General features: G+C 59.7%; 25 protein-coding genes. 15 read left to right on the top strand and 10 right to left on the bottom strand.

Translation table 11 applies throughout. The features are described 5' to 3' along the window. Positions 1 to 143: 143 nt before the first annotated feature. Positions 144 to 647, top strand: coding sequence for an RrF2 family transcriptional regulator (locus GA0061101_RS23335; RefSeq protein ID WP_037203171.1), 504 nt, complete (start codon positions 144 to 146; stop codon positions 645 to 647). 29 nt (positions 648 to 676) lie between these two features. After that, positions 677 to 1138 carry a carboxymuconolactone decarboxylase family protein gene (locus GA0061101_RS23340; RefSeq protein WP_092575094.1) on the top strand — a complete coding sequence of 154 codons (462 nt, stop codon included), beginning with the start codon at positions 677 to 679 and terminating at the stop codon, positions 1136 to 1138. A 231-nt stretch (positions 1139 to 1369) separates the two neighbouring features. On the opposite strand, the gene GA0061101_RS23345 is transcribed toward GA0061101_RS23340, so the two are convergent. Beyond that, on the bottom strand, positions 1370 to 2410 hold the full coding sequence (locus GA0061101_RS23345) for a glutamine synthetase beta-grasp domain-containing protein (RefSeq protein ID WP_037203169.1): 1041 nt from the start codon (positions 2408 to 2410) through the stop codon (positions 1370 to 1372). A gap of 441 nt (positions 2411 to 2851) precedes the next feature. Here GA0061101_RS23345 and GA0061101_RS23350 point away from each other — a divergent pair, with 441 nt between their 5' ends. Then, on the top strand, positions 2852 to 3043 hold the full coding sequence (locus tag GA0061101_RS23350) for a DUF2735 domain-containing protein (RefSeq protein WP_037203168.1): 192 nt from the start codon (positions 2852 to 2854) through the stop codon (positions 3041 to 3043). Between the two features lie 12 nt (positions 3044 to 3055). On the opposite strand, the gene GA0061101_RS23355 is transcribed toward GA0061101_RS23350, so the two are convergent. Beyond that, positions 3056 to 3691: a YitT family protein gene (locus GA0061101_RS23355; protein WP_037203167.1), complete on the bottom strand. Its 636-nt coding sequence runs from the start codon at positions 3689 to 3691 to the stop codon at positions 3056 to 3058. A 106-nt stretch (positions 3692 to 3797) separates the two neighbouring features. After that, on the bottom strand, positions 3798 to 4742 hold the full coding sequence (locus tag GA0061101_RS23360) for a class I SAM-dependent methyltransferase (protein ID WP_037203166.1): 945 nt from the start codon (positions 4740 to 4742) through the stop codon (positions 3798 to 3800). Between the two features lie 167 nt (positions 4743 to 4909). On the opposite strand from GA0061101_RS23360, the gene GA0061101_RS23365 reads away from it, so the two are divergent. From GA0061101_RS23365 to GA0061101_RS23375, 3 genes are read left to right on the top strand one after another with little or no spacing between them, the layout of a single operon-like run. After that, positions 4910 to 5176, top strand: coding sequence for a DUF6460 domain-containing protein (locus tag GA0061101_RS23365; protein WP_037203165.1), 267 nt, complete (start codon positions 4910 to 4912; stop codon positions 5174 to 5176). Between the two features lies 1 nt (position 5177). Beyond that, entirely contained in the window at positions 5178 to 5681 is a 504-nt protein-coding gene (locus GA0061101_RS23370) for a CAP domain-containing protein (protein WP_037203163.1), read from the top strand. 17 nt (positions 5682 to 5698) lie between these two features. Then, a complete protein-coding gene (locus tag GA0061101_RS23375) occupies positions 5699 to 7048 on the top strand; it encodes an MATE family efflux transporter (protein ID WP_037203162.1) in 1350 nt (449 codons plus the stop codon). Here GA0061101_RS23375 and GA0061101_RS23380 read toward each other — a convergent pair. Together GA0061101_RS23380 and GA0061101_RS23385 are read right to left on the bottom strand one after the other, a co-directional pair. Further along, on the bottom strand, positions 7024 to 8112 hold the full coding sequence (locus GA0061101_RS23380; protein WP_037203160.1) for a quinone-dependent dihydroorotate dehydrogenase: 1089 nt from the start codon (positions 8110 to 8112) through the stop codon (positions 7024 to 7026). The two genes, GA0061101_RS23375 and GA0061101_RS23380, sit on opposite strands and share 25 nt — an antisense overlap. Continuing rightward, entirely contained in the window at positions 8109 to 8465 is a 357-nt protein-coding gene (locus GA0061101_RS23385; RefSeq protein WP_092575096.1) for a DUF952 domain-containing protein, read from the bottom strand. The genes GA0061101_RS23380 and GA0061101_RS23385 overlap by 4 nt, the downstream gene beginning before the upstream one ends. A 109-nt stretch (positions 8466 to 8574) precedes the next feature. Here GA0061101_RS23385 and GA0061101_RS23390 point away from each other — a divergent pair, with 109 nt between their 5' ends. From GA0061101_RS23390 to GA0061101_RS23405, 4 genes are all read left to right on the top strand, one after another. Further along, on the top strand, positions 8575 to 9003 hold the full coding sequence (locus GA0061101_RS23390) for a hypothetical protein (RefSeq protein ID WP_037203157.1): 429 nt from the start codon (positions 8575 to 8577) through the stop codon (positions 9001 to 9003). A gap of 141 nt (positions 9004 to 9144) precedes the next feature. Further along, positions 9145 to 9798 (top strand): S24 family peptidase, encoded by a 654-nt coding sequence (locus GA0061101_RS23395; RefSeq protein WP_092575098.1) that lies wholly within the window; start codon positions 9145 to 9147, stop codon positions 9796 to 9798. Between the two features lie 15 nt (positions 9799 to 9813). Next, the gene (locus GA0061101_RS23400; RefSeq protein WP_092575100.1) at positions 9814 to 10959 is read left to right on the top strand and encodes a thermonuclease family protein; all 1146 of its coding nucleotides are present in this window, start codon (positions 9814 to 9816) and stop codon (positions 10957 to 10959) included. A 78-nt stretch (positions 10960 to 11037) separates the two neighbouring features. After that, on the top strand, positions 11038 to 11451 hold the full coding sequence (locus GA0061101_RS23405) for a tellurite resistance TerB family protein (RefSeq protein ID WP_034513789.1): 414 nt from the start codon (positions 11038 to 11040) through the stop codon (positions 11449 to 11451). On the opposite strand, the gene GA0061101_RS23410 is transcribed toward GA0061101_RS23405, so the two are convergent. Then, complete coding sequence (locus GA0061101_RS23410) at positions 11452 to 12261, bottom strand: transporter substrate-binding domain-containing protein (protein ID WP_245297559.1); 810 nt, start codon at positions 12259 to 12261, stop codon at positions 11452 to 11454. A gap of 494 nt (positions 12262 to 12755) precedes the next feature. Here GA0061101_RS23410 and GA0061101_RS23415 point away from each other — a divergent pair, with 494 nt between their 5' ends. Next, on the top strand, positions 12756 to 14768 hold the full coding sequence (locus tag GA0061101_RS23415) for a methyl-accepting chemotaxis protein (RefSeq protein WP_092575186.1): 2013 nt from the start codon (positions 12756 to 12758) through the stop codon (positions 14766 to 14768). 84 nt (positions 14769 to 14852) lie between these two features. Here GA0061101_RS23415 and GA0061101_RS23420 read toward each other — a convergent pair whose 3' ends face one another. Continuing rightward, positions 14853 to 15440 carry an acyltransferase gene (locus tag GA0061101_RS23420; RefSeq protein ID WP_092575104.1) on the bottom strand — a complete coding sequence of 196 codons (588 nt, stop codon included), beginning with the start codon at positions 15438 to 15440 and terminating at the stop codon, positions 14853 to 14855. 118 nt (positions 15441 to 15558) lie between these two features. Next, a complete protein-coding gene (locus GA0061101_RS23425) occupies positions 15559 to 15738 on the bottom strand; it encodes a hypothetical protein (protein ID WP_092575106.1) in 180 nt (59 codons plus the stop codon). 15 nt (positions 15739 to 15753) lie between these two features. On the opposite strand from GA0061101_RS23425, the gene GA0061101_RS23430 reads away from it, so the two are divergent. The 3 genes from GA0061101_RS23430 (at position 15754) to GA0061101_RS23440 (ending at position 16874) form a co-directional block, all read left to right on the top strand. After that, positions 15754 to 15975, top strand: coding sequence for a hypothetical protein (locus GA0061101_RS23430; protein ID WP_245297551.1), 222 nt, complete (start codon positions 15754 to 15756; stop codon positions 15973 to 15975). A 258-nt stretch (positions 15976 to 16233) separates the two neighbouring features. Then, complete coding sequence (locus GA0061101_RS23435; RefSeq protein ID WP_092575108.1) at positions 16234 to 16422, top strand: type II toxin-antitoxin system HicA family toxin; 189 nt, start codon at positions 16234 to 16236, stop codon at positions 16420 to 16422. Then, positions 16422 to 16874, top strand: coding sequence for a type II toxin-antitoxin system HicB family antitoxin (locus GA0061101_RS23440; RefSeq protein WP_245297552.1), 453 nt, complete (start codon positions 16422 to 16424; stop codon positions 16872 to 16874). The genes GA0061101_RS23435 and GA0061101_RS23440 overlap by 1 nt, the downstream gene beginning before the upstream one ends. An 82-nt stretch (positions 16875 to 16956) precedes the next feature. On the opposite strand, the gene GA0061101_RS23445 is transcribed toward GA0061101_RS23440, so the two are convergent. Continuing rightward, on the bottom strand, positions 16957 to 18237 hold the full coding sequence (locus GA0061101_RS23445; protein ID WP_141694115.1) for a hypothetical protein: 1281 nt from the start codon (positions 18235 to 18237) through the stop codon (positions 16957 to 16959). A gap of 581 nt (positions 18238 to 18818) precedes the next feature. On the opposite strand from GA0061101_RS23445, the gene GA0061101_RS40265 reads away from it, so the two are divergent. Next, positions 18819 to 19562: a hypothetical protein gene (locus GA0061101_RS40265; protein ID WP_245297553.1), complete on the top strand. Its 744-nt coding sequence runs from the start codon at positions 18819 to 18821 to the stop codon at positions 19560 to 19562. Positions 19563 to 19608: 46 nt separating this feature from the next. Here GA0061101_RS40265 and GA0061101_RS23460 read toward each other — a convergent pair whose 3' ends face one another. Beyond that, a complete protein-coding gene (locus GA0061101_RS23460; protein ID WP_092575112.1) occupies positions 19609 to 19932 on the bottom strand; it encodes a phage holin family protein in 324 nt (107 codons plus the stop codon). Positions 19933 to 19994: the final 62 nt, after the last annotated feature.

Consider the following 19994-nt stretch of genomic DNA (forward strand, 5'->3'; position numbering starts at 1 on the left):
TGACATCTCCCCCACAAGGGGGGTGTCGGGCGCGCAGCATATCGACAGCCACCTTTCAGGCTACATACCGCCCCAATTAAAAAAACAATTGACTCCGAGAATAATCGCGGATAAAAAATATCCATGATTAGAGAGGCCGAGACATGAAACTCGGAGACGGCGTCGAACAATCCATCCATTGCGTCAGCATGCTGGCTGGATTGTCGGATGGAGGTGTGCTTTCGGCCGCTGCCCTTGCCGAATTTCATGGCGTCTCGGTCAGCTACCTTCTGAAGCATCTGCAGGCGCTTTCGGGCGCGGGCATTCTCGATACGGTTCCAGGGCCGAAAGGCGGCTATCGGCTGGCGCGCAAGCCCGAGGCGATCAGCCTGCTTGATATCGTGCTGGCCGCCGAGGGTCCGGCGCCCGCCTTCCGCTGCGCGGAAATCCGCCAGCGCGGCCCGAGCCCATTGCCGGGGCGCTATTTCGCCAAGCCCTGCGGCATCAACGCCGCCATGCTTGCGGCTGAACGCGCCTATCGGGCCGAACTGGCCAAAACCAGCATCGCCGACGTGCTGACCGACCTCAGGCAAACGGACACGGACGGCGGCATAAACGCGAGGGGCTGCGCCTTTCTCGCGATCCATGAACGCAAGACCAAAAGCTGAACCAAGAACTTGAACCCAAGGAGAAGACCATGCATCCCCGTTTCAATTTCGCCAAAGCCTCGCCCGACTCCTACAAGGCCATCGTCGCACTGGAAAACTTCGTCCAGAGCTCGGGTCTGGAGCGCCGCTTCATCCACCTGATCAAGCTTCGCGCCTCGCAGATCAATGGCTGCGCCTATTGCGTCGACATGCATGTGAAGGAAGCCCGGCACGACGGACTTAGCGAACAATGGATCAACCTGATGTGCGTCTGGTGGGAATCGCCTGTTTATGACGACCGCGAACGCGCCCTGCTTCGCTGGGTCGACTCCGTCACCAAGATTGCCCAGACGGGCATACCGGATGCCGACTACGAACCGCTGAAACAACATTTCAGCGAAGAGGAGATCGTCAAGATCACCGTGGCGATCTGCGCGATCAATATCTGGAACCGGCTCGCCGTCGGCTTCCGCGCGCTGCATCCGGTCGATGCGGCAAACAAGGCGGCCTGAGTTTCCTTTTCCTAAACATGCTGTGCGTCGCCGCTCGCCACTGAACGCCGTCATCCTCGGGTCAAGCCCGAGGATGACGGCGTCTGGGTTAGCAGCCGGCGCACATGAGAATCTGGGCGATAAACGCCATTTGATAAGCTCAGAACTGGCCCAAAAAAACGAATGACGCGGGACCGAAGTCCCGCGTCATTCATTCACTTTCCTATGCTCAGCAAGCCAAGCTTGGAAGCTTTAGGCGGCAGCCGAAGCGAAGCCTTCAGTCGAGACTTCCGAGATGGTCTTCAGAACCTGCGAAGCGATCTGGTAGGGGTCGCCTTGCGAGTTCGGGCGACGATCTTCGAGGTAGCCCTTGTAGTCGTTCTTGATGAAGGAGTGAGGAACGCGGATCGAGGCGCCGCGGTCAGCAACGCCGTAGCTGAACTTGTTCCACGGAGCAGTTTCGTGCTTACCGGTCAGACGCTTGTCGTTGTCCGGGCCGTAGACGGCGATGTGAGCGTCGAGGTTCTTGTCGAACTGAGCCATCAGCGCTTCGAAATAAGCCTTGCCGCCGACTTCGCGCATGAACTTGGTCGAGAAGTTGCAGTGCATGCCCGAGCCGTTCCAGTCGGTGTCGCCGAGCGGCTTGCAATGGAACTCGATGTCGATGCCGTACTTTTCCGTCAGGCGCTGCAGCAGGTAGCGGGCCATCCAGATCTGGTCGGCGGCCTTCTTGGAGCCCTTGCCGAAAATCTGGAATTCCCACTGGCCCTTGGCCACTTCGGCGTTGATGCCTTCATGGTTGATGCCGGCTTCCAGGCAAAGATCGAGATGCTCTTCGACGATTTCGCGAGCAACGTCGCCGACATTGCTGTAGCCGACGCCGGTGTAGTACGGGCCCTGCGGAGCCGGGTAGCCGGCTTCCGGGAAGCCGAGCGGACGGCCGTCCTTATAGAAGAAGTATTCCTGCTCGAAGCCGAACCATGCGTCTTCATCGTCAAGGATGGTCGCGCGGCTGTTGGAAGCGTGCGGCGTAACGCCGTCCGGCATCATGACTTCGCACATGACGAGGGCGCCGTTGGTACGGGCCGGGTCGGGATAGAGGGCGACGGGCTTGAGCACGCAATCGGAGCTGCGGCCTTCGGCCTGCATCGTCGACGAACCGTCGAAGCCCCAAAGCGGAAGCTGCTCAAGCGTCGGAAATGCGTCGAATTCCTTGATCTGCGTTTTACCGCGCAGGTTCGGTACCGGGGTGTACCCGTCGAGCCAGATATACTCGAGCTTAAATTTCGTCATTACGCACCTCATAACAGTTAATCAGGCGAAGTAGAAAAAATTGCCGGCACGCCCGCCGAAAAATCCTTCACTACAAACGGCTGCCACATGACATGCATTTGACATGCCAGATTACGCGGCTGTTCGACTCGAGCGACGAGGATTTCGCAATTCGCACGCTTTTGCGCGGGGATTTATGAGCATTAAATGCCCAAATCTTTTCAAATCGTAAGCCGCTCGACGGCAGGTGCTGCCAACTTGTCGCACCCTCGCCGATTCGGGCCGGCCCGAAAAATCGGCCGGTTCAGACAGGGGGCGCCGATCTGGCGACATCTAAATTGCCTATAATTTCAACGTTTAGCATTTTTTTTGAGCAGAATGCTGAAATCTGCGTTTGGCTCTGCTATATATGAGTTGTCTCTTCAAGCACGCCCGCTTGAACACCAAAAGGAGAGACAAAGAATGGCAATCCGTGTTCAACACGAAACGGCAAAGATTTATCAGTTTCCCGTCAAGGCCCGCCCTACCGCGGTCGGCCAGCGCGCTAAGCTAAACCTCACCCCGGACATCGGCACGAGCATCGCGACGGCTGCATTCGACAGCTGGTATCACGAAGCTGCGATCGTCGAGTCCGACGAGACCCGCAAACAGTAAATCACTGGCCGTCTAGAAGGCGATATAGCGATCCGAGCGGTGATTGATCGCGAGGAAGAGGTTGAGGGCGATTGCGCCCAACACCGAGCAGATGACCACGAATGGCGAGGTCACTGCAAAAGCGACCGCGAGAACGCAAAGGTCGACCGCAAGCTGCACTAGCCCCGCACGTATGCCGAAACGCTCCTGCAAATAGATCCCCAATATGCCGACACCGCCCAGGCTGGCGCGGTGACGGTAGAGTGCGAGCAGTCCAAAGCCGAGCAGGATGCCGCCGAGAAGTGCCGACCAGAGGGCGTTGACATGGGCCACCTCGAACAGGCGCGGCTGAATATTGGTCAGCAGCGAGGTCAGCGCAATGGCGATGAAGGTCTTCACCGTGAAGGCGGGACCGAGCTGCTTCAGCGACAGATAGAAGAACGGCAGATTGACCACGAAGAAGGCCAGGCCGAAATTCACGCCGATCGCATAATGCAGCAGGAAGGCGACGCCGGCGGTGCTGCCCGTCAACAGCCCGGCGCTCGAAAGGCAGAAAAGCCCGAGCGACGAAACCAGACTGCCGGAAACTATGCCTTGAATATCCTCGACCAGCGAATGCCGGGTCGCGGACGTGTTCCAGACGCCAAAGGCGCTCTTCAGGTTTGCCATGTGCTTTCCCCTTTGTTTTCAGGGAATTTGCTGAAAGCCCGTGCCACAATCAAGAGCAAATATGTAAGGAATACTGACCTATTTAAAATTCGCAAGAATCGATCGGTCAGGCGGATTTGCGCGTAATGAACAGAATGCCGTGGACCGGTTTTCCGGCATCCATGCGAATGATGCTGCGCGCGAGATCCTGTACCGCAAAGCCATGGTCGGCCAACACCTCCCTCACATAGGCTTCCGAATGGGCGAAACGCAGAGAGTGGCGTAGCACATAGCCCTCAGGATGCTCCGCATCCTCGACCGAAAAGGCGAAGACGGCATTGTCGGCCGCCAGCATGCGCGTGATCGCCATGACGCCATGCAGATCGCCCAGATACATCAAGACATCGGCGGCGGTGATGAGATCTGCCCGTCCCGGCGCCAGCCCGGCATCGAAAACGCCCGATAGAAGCGGCTCCAGCGACAGATCGGCCTGGCCGAGATGGTCGTAGACGCCCTTCTCCGCTGCCTTGGCGAGCATGCCCTTCGACAGATCGAAGCCTTCGAGCCGATCGACGCGCCCGCGGATCTCCGGCCCGAACAGGCCGGTGCCGCAGCCGAGATCGACGGCGAGTTGGAAATGCGTTGATATATCGGCCGTGCCGGCGATCAGGGCCGCAAGCTTGCCCGGAACGCTATAGCCAAGCTTCCCCACCAGCGAAGTCTCGAACCGATCGGCGTAATCGTCGAACAGCCGCTCGACGTAAAGGCTCGGGGGCCGGTCCGGCACCGCCACTGCTCCCAGAACCGCAAGCTTAAGGCGCGCGCCGAAGACGTCGCCGGCATCCAGCGCCAGCACCTCGTTCAATGCAGCGATCGCGCCCGGCGCATCGCCGGCCTTTTCGCGATAGGTCGCGAGGGTGAACCAGCCCGCGGCCCAGTGCGGCACAAGCTCCAGCGCCTGTTCCATCAATTCGCCGGCGCTCGCTGGCTCGCCGCCCTCGGCAAGCATTTTCGCGTAGTCGGCACGACGGTCGGCAATGACATCGCCGGAGGAAAGCTGGCTCGGCAGCATGGGTTCGATCCTGTTTGACGCTCGGCTTTGGACGCGGCCACAAAAAAACTCAAGTCCTATTTCAGGCAGACGCGTGTTTGAGATGGATGCCAGGCAAAAGCGCTTGCGCGCAGCAGCCCGCGGCCCTATCTCAAAACCGACCGACTGCCCACTATGGAGACGTCAGCATGTCCGATCAGGTGAACAGATTCCTCGGCGACTCGCCGGGCCGCACAGTGGTGAAGCTCGTTGTCGTATCGCTCGTCGTCGGCTTCGTGATGAAGTTCTTCGGCTGGCGGCCGCTCGATTTCCTCAACGGCCTGCGCCGCTTCGTCGTCGATCTCTGGCACAGCGGCTTTGCTGCGCTCGGTGAGTTCGGTGATTATCTGGTTATTGGCGCATCCATCGTCATCCCGCTCTTCATCATTCTCCGATTGTTCAATTATAACCGCTGACATGAATTCCCAGACATTGCCTTATACGCGCCGCGATACGCTGCGCCTCGCCGCCCTTGCGCTCGCTGCCTCCGTTGCGAGCTGCGCCACGCCGCCTGCCCGCCTTTCCAACACGCCGGCCAGCGACCAGACCGCCTCCGCCCTACCGCTCGTCAACGCGCTGCGCGCCAAGAACGGGCTGCCGCCGCTGAAGATCGACACCGCCGCCAGCACCGCCGCCGTCTATCAGGCGCGACGCATGGCGGATGCCGGCAAGATGGAACATCTGATCGGCATCGGCGACGATTTCGGCAAGCGGGTCAAGGCGAGCGGCGTCAAGTTGCCGGCCGCCGAAAACATCGCCGAGGGCCAGCGCGACGTGAACGCCGCTGTCACGGCCTGGATCAATTCGCCGAAGCATTTGCACAACATGCTCGGCAAATATGACGGTATCGGCGTCGCTCTTGCCTATGCCCCCTCTTCCGGCAGCAAGCCCTATTGGTCCATGGTGCTCTCCACGGATTGAGGAGGCGCGAAGCAGATATGAATGTTCAGGACGCGAGCGGAAGGGTTCTGCCCTTCGATGTCACACATCGGCTCGTGCTGTCGATCGCGCTTCCGATGACCCTCGGCTTCATGACGACGCCGCTGCTCGGTCTTGCCGACACCGCCGTCGTCGGCCATCTCGGCCAGCCGGATGCGCTTGCGGGACTTGCGATCGGCGCGGTGCTCTTCGATCTCATCTTCGCAAGTTTCAACTTTCTGCGCGCCTCCACGACCGGGCTTACCGCACAGGCCTATGGCCGCCATGACCGGCACGAACAGCAGGCGGTCTTCTGGCGTGCCCTGATCTCGGCACTCGGCTGCGGCTTCCTGATCGTCGTACTGTCGCCCGTCCTGCTCTGGCTCGGCATCAAGCTGATGGGGCCGCAAGGTGCCATTGCCGATGCAACACGCACTTACTTCTCCATCCGCATGCTCTCCGGCCCGGCGGCACTTGCCAATTACGCGCTGCTCGGCTTCGTGCTCGGTCGCGGCCAGGGCCGCATCGGGCTGCTGCTGCAGACCGTCATCAACGGCGTCAACATCGCGCTCGCCATTTTTCTCGGCCTCTGGCTCGGCTGGGGGGTTGCCGGCGTCGCCTGGGGCACGCTGATCGGTGAGGCGACCGGCACGCTGCTGGGGCTCGCCATCGTGATACGCAGCTTTGCCGCCGAAGAGAGGCCGGCGCGCGCCGAATTGCTGTCGCGCTCCAAGCTCACGCAGCTCTTCGCGCTCAACCGCGACATCCTCATCCGGACCTTCGTGCTGATCGGCGCATTCACACTAATGACGCGCATCGGCAACAGCTTCGGCGCGGTGATGCTGGCCGCCAATGCGGTGCTGATGAACTTCTTCCTGCTGTCCGGCTATTATCTCGACGGACTGGCGAACGCCGCAGAGCAGATTACCGGCCGCTCAATCGGCGCCAACTATCGGCCTGCCTTCGAGCGCGGATTGAAGCTGACCGGGCTTTGGTCCTTCGGGCTGGCGCTTGCCGCTGCCGTGTTCTTCTTCACCGTCGGCCCGGCGCTGATCCGCCTGCTGACGACTTCGCAGGAGGTTCGCGCCGCTGCCGAAACCTATCTGCCCTGGGCCGCCGTCACGGGTCTGACAGGCGCTCTCGCCTTCTTGATGGACGGCGTCTTCATCGGCGCCACCTGGTCGCGCGACATGCGCAACCGGATGCTGATGTCCTTCGGTGGCTACCTTATAGCGCTTGCGATCCTCGTCCCGACGCTCGGCAATCACGGCCTGTGGATGGCCATGAATGCCTTCCTGCTGTTCCGCGGCATCTTCCTGGCCATGGGCCTGAAGAAACGGGCCGATCAGACGTTCCGGTTCGCCCAGTAGTCCAGCCTGATGTCGCGCAGGTCGCGGATCGAGCCCGCACGCTCGCGGTCGAGCAGCTTCGACAGGCCGGCGACGATCTGGCCGGGCAAGCCCGGCCCTTCATAGACCATGCAGGAATAAAGCTGCACCAGATCGGCACCTGCCTTGATCTTCTCCAGCGCCGTCTCGGCCGACGAGACGCCGCCGACCCCGATGATCGGGAGAGCGCTGCCGACACGGCGGCGCATCTTCGCCAGCACAATGGTCGACTTCTCGAAGACCGGCTTGCCGGAAAGGCCACCCGCCTCTTTCGCCTGTCGCTGATCCTTCAACCCATCGCGCGAAAGCGTGGTGTTGGAGACGATCAGGCCGTCCAAAGCGTGGGCCAAGGTTTCGGCCGCGATGTCGTCCATGCCCTCCTCGGTCAGATCAGGCGCGATCTTCAAGAAGACGGGGATGCGCTTGCCGGCCTTCGCTGCCTCCTCGTCGCGGGCGGCGAGCACGGCCGACAGCAGCGCCGACAGGCTTTCGCGCCCCTGCAGATCGCGCAGGCCCGGCGTATTGGGCGAAGAAATGTTGGCGGTGAAATAGCGCGCCACGGAATAGAAGCGGCGAATGCCGGTGACGTAGTCGGCGATGCGGTCGACGCTGTCCTTGTTGGCACCGATATTGACGCCGATGATGCCCTTGCCGCGAACAGCCTGCAGCCGGCGGAGAGCCGCTTCATGACCTTCATTGTTGAAGCCGAGGCGGTTGATGACGCCCTCGTCCTCGACGAGACGGAAGATGCGCGGGCGCGGATTGCCGGGCTGCGCCTTCGGCGTCACCGTGCCGATTTCGGTAAAGCCGAAACCGAGCTTCAACAGGGCTTCCGGCACCTCGGCGTTCTTGTCGAAGCCGGCCGCCATGCCGATGGGATTGGCGAAGTCGAGCCCGGCGACGGTCTGGCGCAGGCGCGGATCGGCGCTGACGCGGCAAGCCGGCACGAGGCCGGACTTCAGCGCCGCAATCGACATGCCATGCGCCGTTTCCGGATCGAGGAGGAAGAGGCCGCGCCGGCCGAGATCACGAAAGGCTCCGATCATTCGGCCATCTCCGGAAAGACATGCGCACCATCGGAACCGATCGGCAGCGGCTTTTCCCAGAGCACCGCCGAAAGCGGCAGCGGCGCGTAGAGATGCGGGAAGAGATCGCCGCCACGCGAGGGCTCGAACACCAGCTTCTCGCCAAGCACATCGCCGTCGATCGCCACCAGCAGCAGCCCTGCCTGGCCGGCGAAATAGAGCTCCGCGGTTTTCACCGCCTGCCTGGCCGTGGACAGATGAATGAAGCCGTCGGTCAGATCGATCGCCGCGCCATTAAAAACGCCGGTTTGTCTGGCCTGCTGCCAGAGCGCATCCGGCACGATCTTGTAAACCACTGGCATCGCGGTCATCATCCCTATGTGAACATTTGCTCTGATAGGGCTTTGCACGAAAACCGCCGTCGATGTCCACGGGGAAACGTGCGCGAAGATGCACAGTTAAGCAGAAAATCCGGAGGATGACATGACGAAGGAAATGAGAATCGGCATCGCGGCCCTGCTTCTGCCCGCCGCTGTTCTTCTGACTGCACCCGCATTCGCGGCCGAACCGGACGCAACGCGCTTCCAGCTGGAGCGAAGCGGCGATCATTTCGTCCGCCTCGATCGGCAGACCGGCGCGATGTCCATCTGCCAGGATCAGAACGGCAACCTCGTCTGCCGCATGGCCGCCGACGAGCGCGCCGCCTATGACGACGAGCTCGACCGTCTCTCCGACCGCGTGACCAAGCTGGAAAAGACCGTTGCCTCCAACAACGGATCAAGCCTTCCGAGCGACGCCGATGTCGATCGCACGCTCGGCATCATGCAGAAATTCATGCGCGGCTTCATGGGCATGGCGAAGGAATTCCAGAACGAGCAGCCGGACACCAAGCCGCAGCCACAGAAGACCTGAGGCCCGGGATAGCTGGGCGATGAAAGCACAGGGATAAAGGACCGTATTCCTATCTCGCCCTTTACTCGCCAAAATGCCTCGGTTAACCTTTTTGCAATGAGTTGAGCGCCGGGCCATCCGGCGCGCGGATGCTGAGCGGCGATGCTGTCACATGAGCAGATATGGGGTGCGATAGACAGGCTCGCCGAGCGATATGCCTTGACGCCCTCCGGTCTGGCACGCCGAGCGGGGCTCGATGCTACGTCCTTCAACAAGTCGAAGCGGTTGAGCCAGGACGGGCGCCTGCGCTGGCCATCGACGGAATCGATCGCCAAGGTGCTGGATGCGACAGGCGCGAGCCTCGAGCAATTTCTGGGTTTCCTGCGGAGTGGCGAGATGTCCGCCCAGGGAATTTCACCAGCCGGCAGCTCCATTCCGCTTATCGGTTTTGCCCAGGCAGGCGCCGGCGGTTTCTTCGATGACGGCGGCTTCCCGGCGGGCCAGGGCTGGGATATGGTGGAATTTCCCGCCGCGACCGGGCATGAGGCCGGCGTCTATGCGCTGGAGATACAGGGTGAAAGCATGCTGCCGCTTTACCGCGACGGCGACATTCTGATCGTCGAACCAGGGGCTCAGATCCGGCGAAACGACCGTGTCGTGGTCAAGACCCGCGACGGCGAAGTCATGGCCAAGGTCTTGCTGCGGCAGAGTGCACGCTCGATCGAGTTGATGTCGCTCAACCCCGAGCACCCCAACCGCAGCTTCGATCTGGCGGATGTGGAATGGATCGCCCGGATCATATGGGCAAGCCAATAGGAAAGTTTTCTCGGTATGCGTCGTAATATTTTGCTTGGAGGTGTGGCGGGCGCGGTGGTCGGTTCGTGGTTGACGCTGATCGTGGTCCAGCTGGGAGAGCATGGCTTTTCTCTGCCCCACCGAGGCGCTAGCGGCGCGGTGACGGAAAATCGGCCGGCGACAGCGCCGGCGGAAACCGCCAAGGCCGATCTCACGCCTGCGAAGAATAATGATGCGCCAAAGCCCATCGATACAGCTAAGCAGGACGATACGACCTCCAATAAAACGCAGCCGGAAGATCAGACCGGGGCGCCGCCCGCCAAGCCGGCCGTGGAGATAGCGCCTGGCAGCGATGTAAGTAAGGCTGCGGAAGACAACGCAGCCACTGCTCAGCCGGCAGTGGCGCAAGAGAGCAAGGCCCTTCCCGCCACAGCGCAGTCGACCAATGTTTCGGCAAAGCCGAATGAGGCGCCGCCGGCACGGTTCTTGAAAAACACGGACACGCCCTCGGACCAGACTTCAGGGCCAACCGAAGTCGCGGCGGACAAGGCCAGCGCCGCATCGACATCGCCGGATCCTGCGCCTGCCGACCAGGCTAAAGTAGATCCGACGCCGGACAACCGGATGCCGGCCGATCAGATCGACAGGCAGATGGCTGCATCCGAACATCAGACCCTTCCGCCCCGGCCTCAGTCGGAGCAGGCTTCGCTCGGTGATGCGCAGAAACCTGAGGAGCAGATAAAGCCCATCGAGCTTGTCCGACCCTTCGCGGATCAGGCGGGTGTGCTGACCATTGCGGGCAGGAGCGTGCAGCTCACCGGCATCATCCCAACCGATGTCGATCGGATGTGCACCGGCCCGAGCGGCAAAAGCTGGCCTTGCGGACTGGCTGCCCGCACCGCATTCCGCATGTATTTGCGCGGACGCACCATCGACTGCGACCTGCCGAGCGCGACCTGGCAGGGCACGGTGAAAGGTGCCTGCCGCTATGTTCGCGTCGATCTCAGCGCCTGGCTCGTGCGTTTCGGCTGGGCCGAGCCGGAACCCGGATCGCCGCTGGCGCCGCTTGTCGACGAAGCAAAGCAGAAGCAGCGCGGCATCTATGGTGACGACCCACGAAAGACTGGAAAATCGACCCTTGGGCCTGCTTTGCCCAAGGAAGATCCGCTCAATCCGATCTGACGCCTTGCTTCCGCCACCAGCTTTTGCCATGAGACGCGCGACTTTTCAGTCTGCCAAATTCGAAGGACTTCGCCTGTCATGAACAAGCCGCTTTCCGCTCACGAGGCCCTCATCTACGTCATGGTACTGGCCTCGGCCGTCGATCGAACGATGAACGACCGGGAACTCAGCCGGATTGGAGAACTCATCCACGCCCTGCCGGTTTTCAAGGGTTTTGACGACGAGACGCTGATCTCGGTCTCCCGCGATTGCGCCAAGCTTCTGGCGAACAATGAGGGGCTCGATATCGTACTTGAAACCGTGCGCGACACCTTGCCGGCCCGGCTCTACGACACGGCGTATGCGCTCGCCGTGGAAGTCGCGTCGGCCGATCTGTCGGTCAAGGCGGAGGAATTGCGCCTTCTCAGCCTGCTTCGCGACCGCCTGGGCCTCGACAAGCTCACCTGCGCGGCCATCGAGCGCAGCGCGATTGCCCGCTACCGCAAGGCCTGATCAATAGAGCCCGTAAGGGAAATAACGCAGATAGATTTCCTGCAGCCTGCCATCGCGGGACAGAGTGGCGAGGGAATGATTGATCGCCGCCGTCAGATCGGCGTCCTGCTGACGCAGCATGATGGTCATGCCTTCGCCGAGGAACTGCTGGGAGAGATAGGGACCGTCGAAAAGGGCGCAGCATTTTTCCGCCGCCGGCGACGATACCCAGAAGGACAGTTGCAAGCCGTCGGCAAAGACGGCATCGATCTTGCCGTCCTTGACGGCCGCCAGAAGAGCCGCCTTGTCGTCAAACGGCACCGGCTTGATCGCCGGGAAGAAAGCCGCCATCATAGCCTCGTGCATCGTCCCCTTGACCACGCCGACGGGGTGTCCGGCAAGCGATGCGGCCGTCGTGCCGCTGATCGGAGCCTTGAGGTTGCGGACGAAACGAGCCGGCAACGTCAGGAAGGGGCGTGAAAAGGCGAAGGTCTTGCGCAGCTCCGGGGTCACGGCGACGCCGGCAATCACCGCATCGCCCTGCGAAGCCGTGAGCGCCCCCTGCAATTCGTTGAACGGTAACGCCTGGATCTGGCATTTGTCCGATATGCCGAGTTCGTCGCAGATCTTGCGGGCGAGCTCGACATGAAAGCCTGCGAGCTTGCCGTTCTGATCGACGAAATTGAAGGGCGGGAAATCGATCGAGGTCAGAAACCTCAATCTCACCAAAGAAGACAGATCAGGTTTCGGCAGTCGCTCGCGCGCATCGAACAGGATCGGCAGGCTCGGCGGCTTGGCTTCCTGGGCGGCAAGCGGCAAGGCGCACGACATGGCGATCAGCGCCGCGCGCGCCAGAAGCTTCGTTGCGGAGGTTGGCGACGAAAGGCAAACACGCATGGTGATGATCCAGCCTCCGGTCGTGTGTATCGATCCCTGATTCACCAACCGATGTAGCAGAGTCATGCCGCAGGGGGAATATCGCGCCAAGGAATGATGGCGGCAGCGTCCGCAAGATGAATGGCGGACGCGTGCCGCACCGGTCGGTTGCGAGATTTTGAACAAGCACAAAATTGCCGTGGGAATTCGGCCGCATAAGTGCCCTCGTTAGCGGTCGATTAAGCTCTATTGATTGTACTCGCGGCATCGACGACGTCGGCCCGGCAGCCGATCGCATGATGCAAGTCGTCCGAGCCTTCTTCGCAAGGTATCCCGCAAATTCGGCTTCATCCGCACATATCAGGCGGCGCGATCCTCACCGTCCTTCCAAGACGAGCGGACCCTTGCGCATTCTCCTCGATAAGGGCGCGGCACCCAAATGGACCATCATGTTCAGGAACCTGAAAATCAAAACCAAGATGCTTGCCGTGATCCTTTTTCTCGGCCTCATCTCCTTCGCCGGCCTGCTGTATATCGCCGGCGAGTCCCGCAAGGCGGACCAGGCCTACAAGGCCTTCCTCGATCGGGAAGCCATTGCGGCGACGGAAGGGGCGCGCTCGAATTCCGCCGCACTGGCCGGGGTACTGCAGGCAAGCCTGATGCTGAATTTCGATCCCGGCAGCGATGCCGTCAAGACGGCGGCGACGGCGGGCAGCAGCTATTTCAGCGAGGCGAAGGATAGGCTGAAGCATGCCGAGAGCCTTGTCCCCGCCCGGAAGCAGCCCATCGACGCGATCCTCGCCGGACTGGATGACTTGCAAACGCTCACGAACAAGGCGATCGAGCAGCGCAAGAATGGCGACGCCAAAGGCGCCGAGGCGGGCATGGCCGTGGTCAACGACAAACTGCTCAAGCTCATGGTGCAGATGCAAGCCAATGGCGATGCGCTGGCAAACCGAATGAACAGCGGCGGCGATGCCTTGTCGGCGGAGGTCAACAGTGCCATCGATTATACGCTCGGCACCCTTGGTGCCGTGACACTTCTCTCCCTGATCTTCGGCATGTATGTCGCGCAGAAAAGCATTGCTGCGCCGCTGATGCATCTGCATCACCGCATGACGACGCTCGCCGGCGGCGATACGGCAAGCGAAATCGAAGGCCACGACCGTCGCGACGAGATCGGCCAGATGGCATCAGCCGTCGTCGTGTTCCGCGACCACGCGATAGAACGCGCGCGGCTCGCGGCGCAGGCCGAAGCCGACCGGACGCTCAGCGACAGCGAACGCGCTCAACGCGAGGTTCGGCAGGCTGCCGAGGCAGCGCATCTGCAGCAGGCCGTTCAAGCGGTCGGCGATGGCTTGAAGCGTCTTGCGGAAGGCGATCTCATGACGCGCATCGACACCCAATTCGTCGAACATCTCGATCAGCTCCGGCAGGACTTCAACAACGCGCTCCTCAAGCTCGACGGGGCAATGCACGCGGTCGGCGCCAATGCCAGCGCCATCAACGCCGGTGCCAACGAAGTCCGTGGCGCAGCCGACGAGCTTTCAAGGCGCACGGAACAACAGGCGGCATCGGTCGAGGAAACCGCCGCCGCGCTGGAACAGATCACCACGACGGTCAAGGACGCCGCCAGGCGTATGCAGGAAGCAAGTCAACTCGTCGTCCATACGCGCGCAGGCGCGGAGCGGTCCGGCGAGGTCGTTCGCAATGCCGTAGAAGCCATGCAGCAGATCGAAAAATCCTCCGGGGAGATCAGCAACATCATCGGCGTCATCGACGAGATCGCCTTCCAGACCAATCTGCTGGCGCTGAACGCCGGCGTCGAAGCCGCCCGCGCCGGCGAGGCCGGCAAGGGCTTTGCCGTCGTCGCCCAGGAAGTGCGCGAGCTGGCGCAACGGTCCGCCAATGCCGCCAAGGAGATCAAGACGCTCATCGCCACCTCCGAAACGCATGTCCGGACCGGCGTCGGCCTGGTCAACGAAACCGGCAAGGCACTCGACGCCATCGTCTCGGACGTGCAGGAAATCAACCGGCATGTACACGCGATCGCCGAAGCCTCGCGCGAGCAGTCGGCCGGCCTGCAGGAGATCAATACCGCCGTCAACGCCATGGATCACGGCACCCAGCAGAACGCCGCCATGGTGGAGGAAAGCACGGCTGCGAGCCACAGTCTGGCGACCGAGGCCGCCTCTCTGGCGGCACTCATCGGCCAGTTCCGCACGAGCGGAGGCGAGGCTGCACATGTACGTGCGGCGCCTGCCGCAACCAATGCGCCGCGGCCCACTGCGCGACCCCTGCCACGACCTGCGCCAGCTCCCGTCATCCGGGCTGTCGACGGCGTGAAGGCACGTCCGGCGCCCTCGCCGGCGCGCGCGCTCGGCCAGAAATTGCTGAGTGCGTTCAGTGGCAATCAGCCACCGGCCACGACGAGCAAGGACGCGGACTGGACGGAATTCTGAGAACGCCGCGATCGTAAACCATTTGGCGAATAGACTGCAGGCGGCACGTCTTAACGAATGCCGCCTGTTTCGACACGTCAATGCCTATCGGTTTGTCAATCTCTTCGAAGAAAGAAGCTGCTCGATATTTTCGGCAGTGGAGTTGTCTTTCTGTCCGCGCCATTTCAGCAATCTGGCGGGCGCACCGACATAGATGCCGTATGGCTCGGTCTTCCCCTTGACGACGGCATTCGCGCCGATGACGCATCCCCTAGCGATATGGGAGCCGCCCAGGATCTTCGCTCCCGCGCCGATCCAGACATCATCTTCGATGACGACAGGCTTCCTCGTGAGACCCTGCTGGCGGATGGGCTGGGTGAGATCATCGAAATTGTGATCGAAGGATACGACCATGGCATGGGCGGCGATCCGCACATCGTTGCCGATCGAAATCCCGCCACTGCCCAACAGAATTGTGTACTCGTTGAAGGAGACGTGATTGCCGATATCGATGCTGCCTTTTTGCGCATCGATGACGACGCCCTTGCGGAAATGCCCCTTTGCGCCGATGCGAACACTGCCGCGCTTCCAGATGATCGTCGTTCCCAGCGGAATTTTCGTGCTGCGCGATATCGTGAGCACGCCACGCACAAAGATCGCCTTCAATCTGTAGAACCATGCAATGCCGCGCATAAGGACGCTCCTTTCAAGGGGCACTCCTTTTGCCATTCTTGTCTGGCACCCACCTGAATGAGCCAGCATATGGCGACGCGGAGGCGAGGCGGCAAGTGTTGCCGTTTTCTTGCATCCTTCACCTACGCTCCGCAAGGCCTGTGATCAAGGCAACCGCGCCAAAGCCTGCGGCCGTTGCACAGACGGCAACCCAGCCACCAAAATCCCATGCGGTGCCGGCAAGCGCCGAGCCCAGCGTGCCGCCGAGAAAGAAGATGCCGACGAAGAGACCATTGATGCGTCGAGCTGGCGAAGCCATGAGCGCCGATTGCGCATGTCGCTGGTATCACGCGGTCTCGGTATCGGCGTCCTGACACCGGCGGCGCTATCGGAAAGCCGCTGGCGCGATGCCGTCGAGGTCATCGAGGCGCCGGATTTCAGCCCGAAAGTCGTCAACTGGCTGATGCATCGCCCGCAGGCCGGACGCCTCGCCCGCCCGATCGCAACCTTCGGCGAAGCGCTGAAGGTTGCGCTGAAAACAAGAGGCCGTTTTTGACAAGGGCAAGTTGGAGCGGGTGAAGGGAATCGAACCCTCGTATTCAGCTTGGGAAGCTCGACTTGTTGTCGATGGTTCTAGCACTTAGATGTAAAACTCCGCCGTTTGCGCGCGAAAAAGCCCTTTAGTATCAATACGGATGTAAAACCGATAATGTTTCAGTTCGGGCAAAATGTGTCGTCATAAGAAGGTTGACAGGCGGTTAATTTCCGGTCACAGAGCTGTTGACTTCCACAGAAGTGTTAAAGGCACTATCTTATGAATGCCGCCGAGCTTAAGAAGCTTCTCACCAAAAATGGCTGCAAATTCGAGAACCATCGCGGCGGTAGCGGTCACATAACCGTCAGACGTGGGGAACGTATCAGCGTGATGCCCGTTCATGGGAGTAGTAAGGAACTGGGCAAAGGTCTCGTCGCTAAAATTCTAAAAGACCTAGGGATAAAATAATGGGCAGGTATTATGAACTCACGATCGCAATGGATGAGGCTGAGGACGGCACTCATTCTTGGATGGTAACGGCACCAGCATTTCCGGAAGTCACCACCTTCGGAGATACGCAGCCAGAAGCTTGCCTTGAAGGTCTGAAGGCGATTGAGGAAGCGATCTCCGCTCGCATTGCGGCTGGAGAGGATCTTCCCCTGCCGCTTGATAGCTCCAATGGCATTGTTCGCTCCGTAGAGGTTCCGCTGCTAACCTATTTCAAATGCGCACTGTATATGATCTGCAGATTCAAGGACGTTTCACGCGCAGATTTGGCGCGCCGTCTCGGCTGGCATCGAGAACAGGTGGATCGATTATTCAGGATCGACCACAAATCACAGATTGACCAAATTGAGGCGGCTTTCAAGGCTATAGATGTGTCTATTGGAGTAGACATCCCTCTTCCTCAAGCTGCATAATCGCCAATGAGAAAACCCCGCTAATGCGGGGTTTCGCCTTTCAGTGTGGCTGGTCATCCATCAATACCTGTTTAATGGATATTCAAACTCCGCCGAGGGAACTCAGCTTGGTGGACGAGCGCAGGAAAAAGAGGAAGTACGGTTCCAGGATATTCAGAATGTTCTCGTCCCATTCTAGGATTGGCACGCGAGGCGATAGGTTTTTTGAGAGCGGTGTATCCATCTGAGAAAGCGCCTGACTAATGCTCGAGCCAACCGGTTTCTCATCGATTGTTATGCGCTGTACACGATCGAGCAAGTTGTCATAGGTGAAAGTCAACTGAGGGGGGGCGTCGCTGATAGCTAGAAGCACTGATCTGTAAACGTCCCCAGTTGACCCGTCGCTAAAGCGAAATTGTTTCCGCTCCTGGCCGCGCTCTTTTGGTCCAGAGTGTAGGCCGTCGACTACGGAGGAATAATCCGACATCGCCGAGGTCCGTTCGAATGTTCGCGCAAGATCCGCCTCATTCACCTCGATTCGCGCCATCTGATCAAGTTGTTCCGTGACGGCTTTCTCGCGGCACAAGTTGAGGCAAAGGCTTTGCATCAACTGCGGGCTACCAAATGCTTCGGCTGCAAGTCGCTCAATAACAGAATTAGCTAGGTCGATATTCAACTTCGGGAACCCTAATTTCCCGATGACTTGAAGCTCGTTGATATCCCAATAACCGATATTAACCGCCGCAATTCGACCACTTAACTCTGGGTTGCTTCGAACCACGTCATCTGATCTGTGGGGGACAGATGCCGCACAAATTTTAACGCCCCGCTCGGCAGCGAACTTTACCTGTCTGCCAAGTTCACCTTGGACATCCTTGGGAATGTAATGGAAGTCATCGATGAAGAGTATGAAATCGCTGTTGGCAATCTCTGCGATCACGCCCGGAAGGCCGCCGACCCGCCGAGTTTTAGTGACAGCAGAACTCCCTGTTAACGAAGAAGTTAGCGAGCCCGTTGCCTCTCCCTTGACCAGTATCGCCGAAATGCCACCTTTCATACTGCCACTTATTGACCCTGTCGTCGCAGTTACGTCGGTCTCTGACTCGGTATCCGCTCCACCCATCCATTGGATCGCCTGATCCCAAAGATCATCTGCCTTGGTAATGGTGGCACCCGAAACGAGAATGATTAAGTTGGGATCGACGAGTTTGTGGATCAGTACAGACTTTCCAGCCTTCGATGGACCTGAAACCGACGCAACTACCTTCGGGGTGTCTAGAGCGTCTCTTAGCAGTTCTTCAAGTTTCAAATCGCGTCGATCCACGTAAGTGTGAACCGGCGTGTCATTAGGTGTAAAAACTTCTGTCGCGCGCAATTTTGACATTTCAATCCCCTGACTTGACCGCAACTTACGCGAAAGCGCGAACAGTTCAAAGGTTGATTTTTTTCAGTACGCGTGACGCCCCACCTCTAAAACAGCGATAGGCATGCTTGGCACGTTGCTGAACGGACTGAAGAAGCATGAGGCGCACCGAGCAGCGTTCGAAACGATATATATCTTGGTGCTTCCAAGAGTGTGGTCCATGCGCCTCTCCGGGCTCGTGCGCTGGCGCCTAGCTTTCATCTCCCCTGCTGATGATAGCGAGCTTGCTGAACTTCTGTGGTTCGACGCGAACATGAATGCCCGACAAATTACGCTCGACGTAAGTCTGTTAGAACACGTTCCAGAAACGGCATAGCGACGGACAAATTAGAAATGTGGTTGCATGTTGATAATGTTAGCGATGGGCAGCAGGTATGGGCGAAGCAAAACGAAAAAGAGAAGCCGTCTTGAATGGGCCATGCCCTTGTGGGTCAACGAAAGCATCTCGGCTCTGCTGTTTCAATGGTCGCGACTGGCATAAGCCGCCGGCCGTTCTCGGCCTAAAGTCGCTTCCGCCGGCGTCTCAAGTTGAGAAGTGCTATATGCGTGAACTCGGTTCATGCGTCGCTCCCATTTCCGGCGAGCATTTGATTTCACAGTCGGTAATCGAGATATTGAAAGACGACGGTGAATTCACAATCAGCGGCATGCCGTGGCAGGAAGCGGGCGAGGAAAAGATACTCGCACCGCAGAGCCTTCGAACAAACTGCCTTTGCGTCAAGCATAACAGTGCGCTGCATCGCCTTGATGATGCTGCCAGCTATCTATTTGGCTCTCTCAAGTCATTTCTTGAATGTGACAACGGATTCAGACATGCAATCGTAGCGGGTCACGACATTGAGCGCTGGCTGCTGAAAACAGCTAAAGCCTTCGCTGTCTCGGGCAATTTCGCACGGGGGAGAGCGCCCCTGTCCGGCGTTTTCTCACAGAGCACCGGCGTGTTGGATATGCTCGATAACCCGCACCAATGGGCGAACGGTGCGGGCCTCTACTGCTTGATGAAGACCGGCGATCTCGCCGAAAATCACAAACGGTTCCAGCTCCAACCTCTTACCAACGATAGAGACGAAATCGAGGCGCTGCAGCTCAACATTTTGGGTCTATCATTCATACTACAACTCGCGCCATTCGACGCTACGAAGCATGCGTATTTGCAAGGAGCACAATTCCGCCCCGGACGTATCCTCGTTTGTTACCCGAAATCAACAAACTGGCTCACTCTAAGTTGGGTGGACGGGCATGTGCACAAGGAGATGACACTGCATTACCAAGGCCCAGCGCCTTGATTTCCGAGAAGCCGCCGACTTCCGCAGGCGGCTTCCTTTCTTCCTGTTAACCGGCAATCCGCCGAGAGAACCACTTCTGAAACAGCACCTCCGTCCCGCGTGGCCCAAGGTAGGCCAGCCCGGCAATCAGGCCCGTTGTTGCCGGTGGTCCAACGTTCAAATAGGAGGCAATCCCCTCCCCTATGAACGCCATTCCGAAGGCTACCGGGATTTCCCAAAGCAGTTCGATGCCGAAGAATTTCCGGCGACCCTTGCGCGCTTCGTTGCTATGCCACATCGCGCGGCCCAACATGGCGCCGACAATAGTGGAGAGTGCGCCGCCACCCCAAGCGTTCAGCAGTTCGTAAAGCGAATTGTATTTATCCGACATCAATCTGACTTTCCGCAGTAGAGGGCATAGCGTCCGCGATGCCGGGCGATGCTGACGGCGGC

This window comes from Martinezella lusitana, assembly GCF_900094565.1.
Lineage (GTDB): Bacteria > Pseudomonadota > Alphaproteobacteria > Rhizobiales > Rhizobiaceae > Rhizobium > Rhizobium lusitanum.

Coding starts and splice junctions, on each gene's coding strand:
- GA0061101_RS23370 (WP_037203163.1), top strand. CDS start 5,178: ATGAATTCCCAGACATTGCCTTATACGCGCCGCGATACGCTGCGCCTC.
- GA0061101_RS23345 (WP_037203169.1), bottom strand. CDS start 2,410: ATGACGAAATTTAAGCTCGAGTATATCTGGCTCGACGGGTACACCCCG.
- GA0061101_RS23390 (WP_037203157.1), top strand. CDS start 8,575: ATGACGAAGGAAATGAGAATCGGCATCGCGGCCCTGCTTCTGCCCGCC.
- GA0061101_RS23335 (WP_037203171.1), top strand. CDS start 144: ATGAAACTCGGAGACGGCGTCGAACAATCCATCCATTGCGTCAGCATG.
- GA0061101_RS23340 (WP_092575094.1), top strand. CDS start 677: ATGCATCCCCGTTTCAATTTCGCCAAAGCCTCGCCCGACTCCTACAAG.
- GA0061101_RS23360 (WP_037203166.1), bottom strand. CDS start 4,742: ATGCTGCCGAGCCAGCTTTCCTCCGGCGATGTCATTGCCGACCGTCGT.
- GA0061101_RS23445 (WP_141694115.1), bottom strand. CDS start 18,237: ATGTCAAAATTGCGCGCGACAGAAGTTTTTACACCTAATGACACGCCG.
- GA0061101_RS23435 (WP_092575108.1), top strand. CDS start 16,234: ATGAATGCCGCCGAGCTTAAGAAGCTTCTCACCAAAAATGGCTGCAAA.
- GA0061101_RS23440 (WP_245297552.1), top strand. CDS start 16,422: ATGGGCAGGTATTATGAACTCACGATCGCAATGGATGAGGCTGAGGAC.
- GA0061101_RS23375 (WP_037203162.1), top strand. CDS start 5,699: ATGAATGTTCAGGACGCGAGCGGAAGGGTTCTGCCCTTCGATGTCACA.
- GA0061101_RS23385 (WP_092575096.1), bottom strand. CDS start 8,465: ATGATGACCGCGATGCCAGTGGTTTACAAGATCGTGCCGGATGCGCTC.
- GA0061101_RS23425 (WP_092575106.1), bottom strand. CDS start 15,738: ATGGCTTCGCCAGCTCGACGCATCAATGGTCTCTTCGTCGGCATCTTC.
- GA0061101_RS40265 (WP_245297553.1), top strand. CDS start 18,819: ATGCGTGAACTCGGTTCATGCGTCGCTCCCATTTCCGGCGAGCATTTG.
- GA0061101_RS23415 (WP_092575186.1), top strand. CDS start 12,756: ATGTTCAGGAACCTGAAAATCAAAACCAAGATGCTTGCCGTGATCCTT.
- GA0061101_RS23410 (WP_245297559.1), bottom strand. CDS start 12,261: ATGTCGTGCGCCTTGCCGCTTGCCGCCCAGGAAGCCAAGCCGCCGAGC.
- GA0061101_RS23350 (WP_037203168.1), top strand. CDS start 2,852: ATGGCAATCCGTGTTCAACACGAAACGGCAAAGATTTATCAGTTTCCC.
- GA0061101_RS23400 (WP_092575100.1), top strand. CDS start 9,814: ATGCGTCGTAATATTTTGCTTGGAGGTGTGGCGGGCGCGGTGGTCGGT.
- GA0061101_RS23380 (WP_037203160.1), bottom strand. CDS start 8,112: ATGATCGGAGCCTTTCGTGATCTCGGCCGGCGCGGCCTCTTCCTCCTC.
- GA0061101_RS23420 (WP_092575104.1), bottom strand. CDS start 15,440: ATGCGCGGCATTGCATGGTTCTACAGATTGAAGGCGATCTTTGTGCGT.
- GA0061101_RS23395 (WP_092575098.1), top strand. CDS start 9,145: ATGCTGTCACATGAGCAGATATGGGGTGCGATAGACAGGCTCGCCGAG.
- GA0061101_RS23405 (WP_034513789.1), top strand. CDS start 11,038: ATGAACAAGCCGCTTTCCGCTCACGAGGCCCTCATCTACGTCATGGTA.
- GA0061101_RS23430 (WP_245297551.1), top strand. CDS start 15,754: ATGTCGCTGGTATCACGCGGTCTCGGTATCGGCGTCCTGACACCGGCG.
- GA0061101_RS23355 (WP_037203167.1), bottom strand. CDS start 3,691: ATGGCAAACCTGAAGAGCGCCTTTGGCGTCTGGAACACGTCCGCGACC.
- GA0061101_RS23460 (WP_092575112.1), bottom strand. CDS start 19,932: ATGTCGGATAAATACAATTCGCTTTACGAACTGCTGAACGCTTGGGGT.
- GA0061101_RS23365 (WP_037203165.1), top strand. CDS start 4,910: ATGTCCGATCAGGTGAACAGATTCCTCGGCGACTCGCCGGGCCGCACA.